This window comes from Citrobacter amalonaticus, from assembly GCF_018252635.1.
Taxonomy (GTDB): Bacteria; Pseudomonadota; Gammaproteobacteria; order Enterobacterales; family Enterobacteriaceae; genus Citrobacter_A; species Citrobacter_A amalonaticus_E.
Map to the genome: position 1 here is coordinate 392896 of NZ_JAGTXM010000003.1, position 13735 is coordinate 406630.

Genomic DNA, 13735 nt, shown 5'->3' on the forward strand with positions numbered 1-13735 from the left:
GTATTTTAGAGTATTTCTGGTTATTTATACAGTACTTTAATATCAATTAAGTTAATGAAAATTATAGATAAGTACTTTAAGGTAAGAAGTTGCATTCTAACTCATAATCGCTTGGTCGCTGGTTCAAGTCCAGCAGGGGCCACCAGATATAGCAAGGGCTGGCGGAAAGCCGATCGCCAGCCCCAAATCCTCCAGGATATTTTGAAACGGTAACTATAGTGATTAATGGTTAATTTATGACCGGTCATAGGTTACGCCGCACTTTCTGCTACAAACTCAAACAACTTTTTCCATCACCATTTCTTCCGCACAAAGTATGCAGAAAAAAGCGCGCTTTGGATACGTACCTGTTTCCCGTTCTAAAGACTGGTATTTATCACCATAATCTCACCATTGGCGAGGTTAGTCACCGATGAAGCGCGGCCTTTTTGTTTTCGCCAGTTGGGGCTTTTCTTCAGACTGAGGGAAAGGGGGGGTCGCCATATACCTCTTATTCCGTCAAGAACAGTCCGAATTTTTGTGCTCTATCTTCGGCGCGGCTCTGGCTTTTTCCAGTGGTACTCCGGGGATCTAAGTACCCGCATTCCGGTGATCTTGCCCGTATTATTGTCGGTAGGCAGGAACAAGCCGTGAGCGAACCCGAGCACCTCTATGCTTCCCTCGCGATCCCTTACATCAACACCGCCTTTAATATCCGCGCCGCCGTCGTCTTTAAGCCATAAATAAGCCGACATAACCATTTTATTAATTCGATTTAGTTGAAAAACAAACCAAACCTTACAGCTACTGAATTTGACAAAATGTAATTTTTTATAAGCCCAGTAACCTCGATAAATTATTACTATGAATAATTCATATAAATAATTGCACTCAATCTATTAAGGGGGCATGGAATCGCCAGGCGCGCCAGCATAGCAGATGGCCACCCCATCAAATTTTCACACCCGCGAAATTAAAAAAGCAGGCTGACTCGATGGGCTGGCGGCGCGTCGGATGATGAACAAAAAAATAAACAACTCACCATCATTGAAAATTCACCACATTAAATAACAATAAGTTAAGTCGATGATGATGATACCAATGAAATGCAAAAACCAGTCGTTTTCCGTGCGTGCGCCGCCTCGTGGATGGGCGATACCCCGGAGTACCTTTAGTAATTTAGTGGCTCAACTTGAGCCGCTATTACCGTAGCGGCGTCAATTCCCGCATCATAGGCATAACACTTCGATAGCCGTTGCCTGTGAGCGCGGCATTTTTTCTTCCATATGAAACATAGATAAAAATAACAATAAATAATACTGTTAAAAAATATATAAAATAAATTGATACTGGTTAACCTGAATTCACTATTTATTACAAAAGTGAATAGCACTTCGGTGTAATGTTTCTTTGTAAATTATCCAAATTATTAACAAGGAGGTGTTATGTCATGGGATAAACATGAGGCAGTGTCATATGCCAGAAGACACGCACACCAGCAAAGTACCGGTTATTGCGCCCGGGCTGTTGCAGCAGCCATCCGGGCAGGGGGTTTGAAAATTAATGGTGCCGATGCCAAAGATTTTTGGCGTTCTCTTGAGAGCGCGGGTTTCGTCAAAGTTTATGGAACACTCATTGAAGGCGATGTGGCGGTTATAGATGCATTACCAGGTGAAGATCAACACGGGCACGCCTGCATCTACGATGGCTCGGGAACATGGTATTCAGATTTTAAACAAAGAACACTTTATCCCGGGCCGACATATCGCCAAATACAGCCAAAAATCACAATTTATCGGCACTACTAATATGAAAAAAGCCCTATCCCTTTTATTGCTATACGCGAGCTTCGCATTGGCTAACCAGAGCGATCCTGTACAACAAGCTGTTAAATTCAACAGATGGTATGTCAACCAAATCAACAATGACGCCTTTCCAATTACTGATAGCCAAGAAATTGATAAATACGTCACTGAATCAACCATGAAAAAACTTCGCCGGACACAAGATCCTCGTTATGCCGATGAAGTTTTTTACAACGCAGATATTTTTTTAAAAGCGCAGTATGTTGGCGATGACTGGCCCAACAATGTGAATGCAATAGCCGGAGACAAAGATCCGATATGCTTTAACGTGTATATCGCCTTCGGGAAAAAGCAAGATCACATCGTCATTGATTGTATGATCATAGAAAATGGAGCCTGGAAAGTGCAATCGGTATCCCGTGTTGAGTTTTCGAGAAATATAAAAAATTAACAGGGCGACGGTCTGAAAGGGGTACGGTATATTAGCACATTCGCGTATATCCCAGTCAGTTCTCCGGAAAGCAAGAACCACCATGCTAACGTTTTTTGAGACTTAAGGGCTTAAAACTGGAGCCGACTTCAATCAATTTTCCCGTATGCTGATGAAATTGACCGTCGAAGCGGCGCTCAATGCGGAACTGACAGACCATCTCGGGCATGAGAAAAATGCACCTAAAACAGGCCAGACCCCCGTAATGGCTACTCACCAAAACGGTGTAGTGCGATGACGGCGAGATCGAACTGAACGCGCCACGTGATCGTGAAAATACCGTCGAACAGCAGCTGATTAAGATGTATCAGTCACGCATTATCCAGATGGACAGCCAGATTTTACCCCTCTGTTCCAAAGGCATGACCACTCGTGAAATCGTCACCACCGTCAAATAGCTGTACGATGCAGAAGTGTCACCCACGCTGATATCTAAGGTCACCGGTGCGGTAAAAGAGCACATTACTAAGTGGCAAAACCGGCAGTTGGATGCGCTGTATGCCATTGTTTATATGGACTGCCTAGACTGCATTGTTGTAAAAGTTGGTCATAATGGGAAAGTTTCTTGAAGTTTAACTGCTTGTTTTTCCTCACAAGGCAAAAATAGTGATTTATATTACCAAAACTCATAACCACCTTGTCGCTGGTTCAAGTCCAGCAGGGGCCACCAAATTCAATGAGTTACTCTCGAGCGGTAATACAGAGAAAGGGATGCTCTTCCCTGGCAGGCAAGAGCATCAAGGCAGGTTGTTGGCTTCACGCACGCTCAACTTCGACCCGTTCCTGAAGCTGCTCGCGCATGTACAATGAAAAATATTCAGGGTCTCTAATCAAAACCCGTTCACCGGCTTCAAACTTCTCAGCCCACTTAACCAGTTTTTGCGTAAATCCAGGGTTCCACCCCTCCCGCTCCCCACGCGCAACGATATCCGACGCGCTTGCCGGGCAGCCCAGTTCTTTCAAATATTTCAAAATTCCTTTCGCCGTGCTTTCATCCATAGGTTCTGGAGATGAGGCCGAGGTGTTCATACCGTTGATGAAATCTAATGCTTTATCAATGACTGCAGGCATACTTTTATCCTTAAAATTTACCATGTAAAACACAAGACTACTCTATGACCTTAAACCGATTTCAGCCTCAAAGAAATCATTAAATTTCGTTAATCAGAGCTAAAGCAGCAGACCTCACATTTTCAGTCTTTTAGGGTGATTATATTCTCCAGCGTAATACGTCGTTCTCCCGGTCACCAGTCCTGCTCCTGCCCCAGCAACGTCAAAATATCCTGCCGATGTTGTAACAAAAGTGGAGCATCACGATGCCGGGGGTAACTCAGCGGTACGGTGAATTCAGCGAGGATCTTCGCCGGTCGCGGCGACATCACAATAACTCGGTCACTCAGCAGCAGCGCCTCTTCAATATCGTGGGTGACCAGCACGCTGGTATAGCCCTGACTCTGCCAGAGCGTAATCAACTCACGCTGCATGCTCATCCGCGTCAATGAGTCGAGTTTGCCCAGCGGTTCATCCAGTAAAAGCAGACGCGGCTGATTCAGCAGCGCCCGCGCCAGGGCCGCGCGTTGCGCCATGCCACCGGAGAGCTGTTTCGGATACGCATGCGTAAATTCCCCAAGCCCCATGCGCGCAATCAGCGCATCCGCTGCCGCACCCAGCCCCGACTTTCCCTGCGCCTGCGGGCCAAGCAGAACGTTTTGTCGAACAGTTCGCCATGGATAGAGCGTCGGATCCTGAAACACCAGAATCCGTTCGGGTTCGGGTTGCTGAATCGTACGCCCATCGGCAAGGAGTTGACCACTCTGCACCGGATCAAGCCCCGCCAACAGACGCAGCAATGTCGATTTACCGCAGCCAGAAGGCCCCAGCAACGAAACGCTTTCGCCTGGCAGAATGGTCAGTGAGAGATTATCCAGCACTGGCAGCGTCTTTTTACCGAGGTGAAAAGCGTGGCTGAGATGTTGAATATCAATCGTCAGGCCGTGCGTCGTCGTGTCGAATTTTGCAGCCGACGTCACCATTGCACCGCTCCTTTTTGCCAGCTCAACAGACGATCGCGGATCAGAAACAGGCCGCTAATCAAACCGGAACACAGAAATGCCATCACCAGCAGTGCGGCGTACATATTGGGATAGGCCGCCCAGCCCTGCGCCCATTGCAGATAAAAGCCGATCCCTGATTTTACCCCTACCATCTCAGCGACAATCAGCACCGAAAATGACGCGCCAAGCCCCATAAACACGCCGACAAAAACATATGGCAAGGCCGCCGGAATCGCCACCCGCAGGATGAGAAAACGCTGGCTGGCGCCGAGCGTACGCGCCACGTCGTACCAGACTTTGTCGATACTGGCGACGCCGGACCAGGTAAGCACCGTCACCGGAAACCAGGTACTCAGGGCAATCAGAAACACACTGGCGCCAAAACTGCTGGGAAAAATAAACATACATAACGGCAGCAGCGCCGTCGAAGGAACCGGCCCTAACAGACGCAGCACCGGATGCATCCAGTAACCTATACGCTGTGACCAGCCGATGGCAATGCCGGTGACAAAACCCAGCGAGGTACCGACGATCACTCCCAGCCCCAGCAACGACAGGGAATGCGCGAGGCTTTCCAGCAGACGCTGCCAGTCATCATGCAGCACTTCAATCAGCGCCTGCGGCGGCGCAAAAAAAGGCACCGGTAGCGTACCGGTTTTAACCGTCAGCAGTTCCCAGACGCTGAACAACAGCGGCAGCACCACCAGCCATTTCCCGGCATTTTGTAACCGTGGCGACCGCGAAGACCAGTAGCGAAAAGTCAGCGCAGAGAGCAACAACGTACCACTCAGTGCCAGTTGGATCCCCGCCCAACTCAGGCTGAACGGCCATTCCCGGTTCAGATTAGGCCACCAGAACGTCACAGCCGCCGTCGCCAGCCAGCTCAGCGCGGCGAGCAGGCCGTTACGCCAGAACAGTACGCGTCGCGGTGATGATGTGGACAGTGCGGTTTCAGGAAAATACGTCGACATAAATACTCTCCGCAAACTGATGAGGATCGGTGGTCGGCTTAATCACCTGGACTAACTTCAGATCCGTCACGTACTGGGCTATCTCGTTAACAAACGCTTCGCCAACCGCATGATGCCCATGCCCCTGCCCGTGCAGAATGCCCTGAACTTCCGCCACGTTAGTGTTTAACGCATGAGCCATAAAGGCATCCGCCACACTTTCCGGATGCTGCGCGGCATAGCTGTGCGCCTCCAGAATCGCCTGAGTTAATGCCGCCGCAGCCGGTTTATGATCCCGAGCGAGCGAACCACTAACGCCAAGCACACAGCAGCTCAGATTGGCATATTCACCGGTCATGTTGCTGGCGAGCAGTTGGTATTTACCCGTCTCCAGCAGACGGTAGCTGAACGGCTCGCTGCCGCTGATCGCCGCGATCTCCTGCTTATCCAGCGCCACGCTGAGCAGATCAGCGGGATAGACTTTCCACTGCACGTCAGCAATCGGATCGATACCGTGACGCTTAAGCAAAATGGCGAAGAAGTTTCTATCCGGCCCGGCCATGTCCGTCACGCCGATGGTCTGGCCTTTCAGTTTCTCCAGTTGGGTGAAAGGAGACTGTTTCGCGGTTAACAGATTCAGGCAGCCACCGTGAGTTCCTGCCGTCAGCTTCACATCGAAACCTTGCTCCAGCGCCTTCAGCCAGCGCAACGCCATCCCCACTCCCGCATCAGCTTTACCGGTGGCGATGGCTTCCAGCAGGACGTCGGTGGAGTTGCCGAAGTTCACCAGCTCGACATCCAGATTGTATTTACTGAAGAATTTTTGCTGCTCCGCCACCGTGACAGGCGCCAGACAGACCGCACTCTTATTCACAGCAAGCTTGATTTTGACCGGCTCCGGCAGACGCAGGGCCAAATTCTGCGAAGACGGCGGAATATGATCGTGCGCCCACAGCGTCGGAGAAAACCCACCGAGCGCAGGCAGCGCCAGCGCACTACCGCTCAGGCGTAAAAACTGGCGGCGTGAAAAAAGAGAGGTCAGGCTCATGGGAAGGTCTCCGTGGCGGGCGGTACGGTGAAGTCATGATAAAAGGTCGGCTGCACGTCCAGCTTCTGGCGAATTAATCCGTTTGCCTGATAAAAATCTGCCGTGGCCTGCTGCTGACTGACGGTCTTCGTATCGACGACCTGCCAGCGCGACTGGCGATTGGCAAACTGTGCACGGGCGATCTCAGGAGGAAATTTAATAATCTCTCCCAGCGTTTTGCCGTAACTGTCGAGGTTGGCATAGGCCCAACGTTCTGCCTTCGCCAGTCGGTTGAGGTAATCCTGCAACGCCACACGTTTTGCCGGATCGGCAAGCGTGGTGTCCGTGGCCGCGAGGAATGTATTCCCCGGCAGCAGACCTTCGCCGCTGACCAGTATTTTACCCTGCGCTGTTTTCACCATTTGCGTGGTGTACGGTTCCCAGGTGGCCCAGGCGTCCACGGAGCCGCTGACCAGTGCAATTTTGGCATCCACCGGTCCGAGGAAAACCCACTGCACATCCTCCGGTTTTAATCCGGCCTGTTGCAACGCTTTCAACGCGACAAAATGTCCAATCGAGCCTTTACCGGTGGCGATACGTTTACCTTTCAGGTCCTGTGCTGTTTCCAGCGTTGCTCCGTCTGCCACCAGCACCGCCGTCCCTGCCGGATTACTTTTATCCACCGCTACCGCTTTTACCGGCGCGCCGTTCGCAAGCGCAAACAACAGCGGCGCATCGCCGATGATACCGACATCCACCGCCCCGGCATTAAGCGCTTCTGCGAGCGGAGCCGCCGCCGGGAATTCAGCCCATTTGATGTCATAAGTGAGGTTCTGCAAGCCATTTGCTGCCTCAAGCTGCGAACGCATACCGCCTTTCTGATCGGCAATGCGCAATGTAATGCGTTCCGCTGCCCACGCCTGCGAGCTAAAAGCCAGCAATAACGCGCTGATAAACCAAGATTTATAACGTTTTTTCATGATATTCCTGTTGAGTCAGTGACTGACGACCGGCAGCAATCCAGGCGCTGTCTTGTTGGGGGGTATGCACTCTGCCGCAAAGGACATTGCGATAATGGCGCTCCAACGGGTTATCACGCGTTAGTCCGTGGTTGCCGGTGAGCAACAACGCTTTTTCCACCACCTGTACGGCATGTTGCGTGATAGTGACCTTAGCCAGATTGGCCTGTTCCGTGGTTAACGCCAGCGTCGCGGCCTGACGCAGCAGGCTCTGATTTACCAGCAGCCACTCGTCGATTTGACCCACGGCCTCCTGCACGCGAGGTAATGTCGCTAACGGATGACCGAGACTGCCCGGTACGCGATGGCGCAGCCAGCCGATCAGCCACTGCGTGGCCGCACGCGCAATGCCGTCATAAATCGCCGCCAGCAGTGCGGTGTGACGATTGGCAAACAGGCGCGTCTGCTCAGCGTTTGCCGCGGGCGGCTGGTCGAAGGCAAAGGTGTCAACGGCATTTTCCAGCGGAACCCACACATCGGTCAGGATCACCTCGTGGCTACCACTGGCCCGCATACCAACGTGATCCCAGCTTTTCACCACGCGAATCCCCTCGCTCTCCCGCGGCACCAGCCAGACGCCAACCTGCGGCGTGGGATCGTCACTGCGCGCCCACAGCGCCAGCCAGCTCAGCCCTTCGATGCCAGTAGTGTAGATTTTATGACCGTTGATTCGCCAACCATGCGGCGTGCGGGTCGCTACCGTCTGCGGCAAACCGCCGCGAGCGGGCGAACCCAGTTCTGGCTCGACGCGCAGGCTGTTAATCAGCGCCCCTTCTTCCCTGGCACTTTCTGTAACCTGCTGACGTAACGCTGAGGGCCAATTGTCGTTATCGGCCAGCCGTAAATGATGCAGGTACTGCATGCAGACGATCAGCGCCGTAGACGGTTCTCCCTGAGCAATTGCGCTAATCACCCGCTGGAGCGTTGCGAGATCCGTGTCTTCATCACAGGCAAGGCTGAGCCAGCCAAGCTGTTGCAGGCGGGCCAGATTGTCATGCGGAAAAGCACCCTTTTTATCGAGCGCTCCTGCCTGTTCAGCCAGTTCAGCGGTCAGGCGAGTGAGCTCGTCCGGTGTGGGAGGCGTGACGAACGGGCGCATATCAGGACGCCTTTTCCTGAGCATCACGCTGCGCCACTTTCTCACGTGTGATCGGCAGCAGCGCTTTACCGTAGTCCTGCGCATCGTTAAGCGGGTCGAAGCCGCGGATCAGGAAATTACGCACGCCAAGATCGTAGTAATCCAGCAGCGCGTCGGCGACCTGCTCCGGCGTTCCCACCAGCGCCGTGGAGTTCTGTCCACCGCCGACCAGGCTGGCGATGCCGGTCCACAAACGTTTATCCACTACACGGCCCAGCGCGGCGGTATCGCGCAAACGCTGCGCACCCACACTGTCAGGTTTGATGTTGTAACCACCGCCGACTTTGTCGGCACGCTCGGTGGCAATGTGGAGGATCTCTTCCGCCTTTTCCCAGGCCTGCGCTTCGGTATCCGCGATGATGGGGCGGAACGAGACGCTGAAATCTATTTCGCGCTGATGTTTTGCGGCTTCTGCACGCACGCGGTGAATCGTCTCTTCCGTCTGCGCCAGCGATTCGCCCCACAAAGCGAAGACGTCGGCATGCTTACCGGCAACCGCGATGGCCGCATCGGAAGAACCACCAAAGTAAATCGGGATATGCGGTTGCTGGAGAGGACGAATCGCGGAATACGCCTGCTCTACCTGATAAAAGGCGTTGTTAACATCAAATGGCGCAGACTGCGTCCAGGTCTGGCGCACCACCTCAAGAAAGGCGTCGGTACGCGCATAACGCTGGTCGTGGTCAAGATAATCGCCGTCGCGGCGCTGCTCTGCATTATTTCCACCGGTGATAATATGCACCGCCAGTCGTCCGTCCAGCAGATGCTCAAGCGTCGCCAGTTTACGTGCCGCCAGCGTCGGGGAGACAAACCCGGGGCGGTGCGCCAGCAGAAAATGTATTTTTTGCGTGGACAACCCCGCCAGCGCGGTAACCAGAAAGCCGTCCGGTTGATCGGACCAGTGTCCGACCAGCAGGCGATCGAAGCCCGCCGCCTCATGAGTCTGTGCAAAACGCACAATATAATCACGATCGAAAATCGGGCCGACGGGGGCGATAGTTTCTGAAGAGAGGCGATGACCTATCATGCCGATGAACTGAACGCTCATTAGAACTCCTTCTGTCAGGATGTCGGGTACAGGAAGCCGCAAGCTGCGGCGATGTAGAATTACCCTATACGCAACGTTCTAATGAACTAAATGCATTTTTATCATAACTTAATATGCCATATGCGCATACTAAGAGATAAATAAAGAATTTCAGTCAGTTACTGACAGCGCCTGGACCACTTTCCCGGCAAAAAAAGTCACCGGATGCTGAAGACTGCCGAGATCATGTGTGCTGACCTGCCAAATGTGCACCTGCGGCTGAAAATCTGCCAGCGTCAGGATGTCAATCTCATCGCGGAGCGGATGCTTCATTAGGGCTGCTTTTGGCACCAGCCCTAATCCCAGCCCTTGCGCAACCAGCGAAATTTGCAGTTGTGCCGAAGGCGTTTCGACACTAAGGGGTAGACTCAGCCCTTGCGCCTGTAGCGTGCGAATCAGGCCCGCACGCAGACCACAGCCGTCCGGATTTAACAGCCAGCCGTGCGCAGCGCAGTCCCGCAAATCCTGGGCGCGCAGACGCAGGTTTTTACCGGCAATGACAACGATGTCCAGGGGACAGAGTGCACGCCCGTGCAGCCCCTCCCGGAAAGTTTGCTGCGCCGGGCCCATCGCCAGCACGCTGTCCAGTTCTACATTCTCCAGCCGTTTTTGAAGCTGCCCGCTCCAGCCGCAGGTGACGCGGATATCCAGTAGAGGATAATGCGCCTGCAATGCTGTCAGTGCGGACTGCAGGGCCAGCTCGCTGATACTCTGCGGGACGCCCAGACGCAGCGCGCCGCTGGGTTCCGCATCGCTGTTAAGTAGACTTTCGAGTCGTTTCGTTTCACGTTTAATGGTCAGACACTGCTCATAAACCCGGTGTCCTACTGCAGTCAGCGTCAGGGGTTTGGTTTGTCTGTCCAGCAGCGTCGCGCCGAGAGTTTGTTCCAGGCGCTGCAAACGGCGGGTGATCGCCGACTGCGTAATACCCAGATATTCTGCCGCCTGGTTGAGTGAGGAGAACTGCACAACCGCCAGCAGTGCATCAATGTCATCAGTACGCATGGTTTCCTTAATGTCTATTTTGCATATTAGAATATGCATTAAATGCATTTATATAATATTAAGGCCTTTGTTATGGTGTTGACCAGTGCTTCAGTAAGGAATTCACCATGACAACACCTCTGAGACTCGATCGGTTACGCCTGCTCATCGAACAGTTGGCGCACCTCACTTCGCATACTGTTGATGAACCCGCACGCCTGGCAACAGCGGCAAATTACGTTGCCGAACTGGTGCAATACGACGACTGGCTGCCTGAGGCGTACAGCCTCCCGCATCCGCAGCACTACCAGCAGTATTTACTGCATGTGGATTCGGCGCAGCGCTTTTCTGTTGTCAGTTTTGTCTGGGGGCCGGGACAAGCCACGCCGATTCACGATCATCGGGTGTGGGGAGCGATCGGCATGCTGCGCGGAGCAGAAAAAAATGAGCGCTTTCGGCTGGACCGTTACGGCGTTCCCCTTCCCTTCGGTGGCGAGGAAACACTCCACGCTGGACAGGTCGAAACCGTCTCGCAATGGGATGGCGACATTCATCGGGTCAGCAACGCCTATGCCGATCGCACCTCGATCAGTATCCACGTTTATGGCGGCAATATCGGCGCCGTCAGACGCGCCGTCTACACGCCTGACGGTACAGTTAAACCGTTTATCTCCGGATACTCCAACAGCCACATCCCCAATATCTGGGATCTTTCAAAGGAAAATTGATCATGGCCCGTTTTCAGACCCGTCGTTTTAGCCAGTTGCGACAGCAGTTGCTGGCGAAAGAAGAAGTCGCGATTATCGATGTCCGTGAAGAGGCCGACTTCGCCCAAAATCACCCGCTGTTTGCCGCGAATCTGCCTTTGAGCAAACTCGAACTGGAGATCTTTCGCCGCATACCCCGTCGCCACACCGCCATCACGGTCTATGACAATGGCGAAGGATTAGCGGCGCTGGCGATCGCGCGACTGCAACAATGGGGCTATACTGATGTCGCACAACTGGAAGGAGGGCTTGCTGGCTGGAAAGCGGCGGGCGGTGAACTGTTCCAGGATGTGAATTCCCCTAGTAAGGCCTTCGGTGAATTTGTCGAAGCGCATAAAGCCACGCCCTCGCTCAGCGCGCAGGCTGTGAAATCGTTAATCGACCAGCAGGCGGACATCGTTATCGTCGATGCCAGACGATTTGATGAGTACCAGACGATGAGCATTCCCGGCAGTATTAGCGTACCGGGAGCAGAACTGGCGCAGCGCATTGCCGCCCTCGCCCCTCATCGCGAAACGCAGGTGATTGTGAACTGCGCCGGACGCACCCGCAGTATTATCGGCGCCCAGTCACTGATTAACGCCGGTATCGAGAATCCGGTCTTCGCGCTGCGTAATGGCACGATTGGCTGGACGCTGGCGGGCTTTACGCTGGAGCACCAGCAGCAGCGCCATTATGACGATGCCGCCGTCGCCCCCGAGGCTACGCGCCTGCAGGCCCGGGAACTGGCTGAACGTGCCGGGGTCATTTTCATCGACAGCGCCACGCTTGCCCGCTGGAGACAGGATGACTCGCGCACCACCTATCTTTTTGATGTTCGCAGTCAGCAGGAGTTCGAGGCCGCGCATCTGCCGGGCAGCATCAGCGCACCCGGCGGGCAACTGATCCAGGAGACCGACCACTTCGCCAGCGTTCGCGGAGCGCGGATTGTGCTGATTGATGATGACGGGGTGCGCAGCGCGATGACAGCCTCCTGGCTGGCGCAGATGGGGTGGGAAGTGGCCGTGTTAAATGCCAACCCGGCAGCGTTCACAGCATCGGGCGCAGCCGTCGCTGCGCTGCCGCCCGCGCCGAGCGCCGAAGAGATCTCCCCGCAGCAACTGGCTGAAGATTTAACCCAGGCCAGCACGGTGTTGCTTGATTTCACCACCAGCGCGAACTATATCGCCCGGCATATTCCTGGCGCGTGGTGGCTGACGCGCTCACAGCTCCCGCAGGCGCTGGAAAACGTGCCAGAAGCCAGGCGCTATGTTCTGACCTGCGGCAGTAGTCTGCTTGCCCGTTATGCAATAGCAGACGTCGCCGCGCTGACCGGCAAACCGGTGCAGCTCCTGGCAGGCGGCACCCAGGCATGGATTGCACAGAACCGTCCACTGGAACACGGGGCACAACGGCTTGCTGTTGCTCGTCGCGATCGCTATCGTCGCCCTTATGAAGGAACGGATAACTCTGCACGCGCGACGCAGGCTTATCTCGACTGGGAGTACGGCCTGGTAGCCCAGCTTGAGCGCGACGGTACGCACGGTTTCTACACCGTCTGAGGGCGCACACGTTGCCGGGGCGCCTGGCGACCGCTTATTTCTTATGCCAGTACGCCGCCGCACGGACTAACTGCTGATCAAACGGCGCCTGCTCAAAGCGGCGGCTGAGGTTTTTTACCACCTTCCCTTCGCCGGTGATCCAGATGAAGTAATCGTCTTCCGGTACCTCAATCTGCGCCAGCCGTGCGGCAACCGCCTGCTCATCGTGTCCCAGCCATTCGATGGCAAAATCGCCCAGATGCGCGAGATAATCCTGATACGCCGGATCGGCGACGCTCACCAGCGCGGTCACCGTCGGTTTTACCGGTAAGCGACTCAACGCCTCAAGACGACGCCGCAACGCTGGCATACCGGACTCATCACACACATAGAGCTGGTAAGCGTAGTCTTCCGGCACCACCAGCGAACCACGCGGCCCGCCGATGGTTAGCGTATCGCCTTCGCGCGCCTTCATAGCCCAGCCGCTCGCCACACCGCCGTCGTGAATAAAGAAATCCAGCGCCAGTTCATGACAGGCTTCATCGTACAGCGGAGTGTAGTCGCGAGAGGCCGGACGTACTCCGTCCCCCCAAACAATGCCCTCATCCGTTACCGTTGGCGGAACAAACTGGCTGCCAGGCTGCGGGAAAAAAACCTTGCTATGGTCGTCAAAGCCTCGTGAGTTAAAGCCTTCCAGCGCCTCGCCACCGAGGACAATACGCTGAAACCCCGTTCCGATACGTTCTACGCGCAAAACGGTAAGTTCGCGAAAGCGCAGTTCATTACGCACGCGCTGAGGGTAACGTGTAGTTTTATCCATCATTTTTGACCTTCTCGTTATAATAAGATATATCTAAATATGGTTTTCAAATGATAATGATTGTTAATAGCCAGAATTGCAAGTCATTTTTTGAT

The 13735-nt window shown here is 54.0% G+C and carries 13 protein-coding genes, 1 tRNA gene and 2 pseudogenes; 6 read left to right on the forward strand and 10 right to left on the reverse strand.

Annotated features, from left to right (window positions below; translation table 11 throughout):
• Positions 1–73: 73 nt before the first annotated feature.
• A tRNA-Met gene (locus tag KE671_RS11635) sits at positions 74–145 on the forward strand.
• A gap of 430 nt (positions 146–575) precedes the next feature.
• Here the strand turns inward: KE671_RS11635 and KE671_RS11640 are convergent.
• Positions 576–740: pseudogene (locus KE671_RS11640) on the reverse strand (type VI secretion system tube protein Hcp); the annotation flags it as partial.
• Positions 741–1424: 684 nt separating this feature from the next.
• Between KE671_RS11640 and KE671_RS11645 the strand changes: the two are divergent.
• The 3 genes and pseudogenes from KE671_RS11645 to KE671_RS11655 form a co-directional block, all read left to right on the forward strand.
• Positions 1425–1787: a CHAP domain-containing protein gene (locus KE671_RS11645; RefSeq protein WP_206163088.1), complete on the forward strand. Its 363-nt coding sequence runs from the start codon at positions 1425–1427 to the stop codon at positions 1785–1787.
• Position 1788: 1 nt separating this feature from the next.
• Positions 1789–2235, forward strand: a complete 447-nt coding sequence (locus KE671_RS11650) for a DUF3828 domain-containing protein (protein WP_206163089.1) — start codon at positions 1789–1791, stop codon at positions 2233–2235.
• Positions 2236–2341: 106 nt separating this feature from the next.
• A pseudogene (locus tag KE671_RS11655) lies at positions 2342–2837 on the forward strand (transposase); the annotation flags it as partial.
• A 193-nt stretch (positions 2838–3030) separates the two neighbouring features.
• On the opposite strand, the gene KE671_RS11660 reads toward KE671_RS11655, so the two are convergent.
• From KE671_RS11660 to KE671_RS11695, 8 genes are all read right to left on the reverse strand, one after another.
• Positions 3031–3369, reverse strand: coding sequence for a DUF1889 family protein (locus KE671_RS11660; RefSeq protein WP_206163090.1), 339 nt, complete (start codon positions 3367–3369; stop codon positions 3031–3033).
• A gap of 149 nt (positions 3370–3518) precedes the next feature.
• Positions 3519–4307, reverse strand: a complete 789-nt coding sequence (locus KE671_RS11665) for an ABC transporter ATP-binding protein (RefSeq protein ID WP_206163091.1) — start codon at positions 4305–4307, stop codon at positions 3519–3521.
• Positions 4301–5299 carry an ABC transporter permease gene (locus KE671_RS11670; protein WP_206163092.1) on the reverse strand — a complete coding sequence of 333 codons (999 nt, stop codon included), beginning with the start codon at positions 5297–5299 and terminating at the stop codon, positions 4301–4303. Before KE671_RS11670 ends, KE671_RS11665 begins: the two co-directional genes overlap by 7 nt.
• Entirely contained in the window at positions 5280–6326 is a 1047-nt protein-coding gene (locus tag KE671_RS11675) for an ABC transporter substrate-binding protein (RefSeq protein WP_206163093.1), read from the reverse strand. The genes KE671_RS11670 and KE671_RS11675 overlap by 20 nt, the downstream gene beginning before the upstream one ends.
• Complete coding sequence (locus tag KE671_RS11680) at positions 6323–7285, reverse strand: ABC transporter substrate-binding protein (RefSeq protein ID WP_206163094.1); 963 nt, start codon at positions 7283–7285, stop codon at positions 6323–6325. The genes KE671_RS11675 and KE671_RS11680 overlap by 4 nt, the downstream gene beginning before the upstream one ends.
• Entirely contained in the window at positions 7269–8423 is a 1155-nt protein-coding gene (locus tag KE671_RS11685; protein WP_206163095.1) for an acyl-CoA dehydrogenase family protein, read from the reverse strand. The genes KE671_RS11680 and KE671_RS11685 overlap by 17 nt, the downstream gene beginning before the upstream one ends.
• 1 nt (position 8424) lies before the next feature.
• Positions 8425–9510 carry an LLM class flavin-dependent oxidoreductase gene (locus KE671_RS11690; RefSeq protein ID WP_206163096.1) on the reverse strand — a complete coding sequence of 362 codons (1086 nt, stop codon included), beginning with the start codon at positions 9508–9510 and terminating at the stop codon, positions 8425–8427.
• A 150-nt stretch (positions 9511–9660) separates the two neighbouring features.
• Positions 9661–10554, reverse strand: coding sequence for a LysR family transcriptional regulator (locus KE671_RS11695; protein ID WP_206163097.1), 894 nt, complete (start codon positions 10552–10554; stop codon positions 9661–9663).
• Positions 10555–10661: 107 nt separating this feature from the next.
• On the opposite strand from KE671_RS11695, the gene KE671_RS11700 reads away from it, so the two are divergent.
• Positions 10662–11261 (forward strand): cysteine dioxygenase, encoded by a 600-nt coding sequence (locus KE671_RS11700; RefSeq protein WP_206163098.1) that lies wholly within the window; start codon positions 10662–10664, stop codon positions 11259–11261.
• 2 nt (positions 11262–11263) lie between these two features.
• Positions 11264–12841 (forward strand): rhodanese homology domain-containing protein, encoded by a 1578-nt coding sequence (locus tag KE671_RS11705; protein ID WP_206163099.1) that lies wholly within the window; start codon positions 11264–11266, stop codon positions 12839–12841.
• Positions 12842–12875: 34 nt separating this feature from the next.
• Here KE671_RS11705 and KE671_RS11710 read toward each other — a convergent pair whose 3' ends face one another.
• Positions 12876–13640 carry a siderophore-interacting protein gene (locus KE671_RS11710; protein ID WP_206163243.1) on the reverse strand — a complete coding sequence of 255 codons (765 nt, stop codon included), beginning with the start codon at positions 13638–13640 and terminating at the stop codon, positions 12876–12878.
• Positions 13641–13735: the final 95 nt, after the last annotated feature.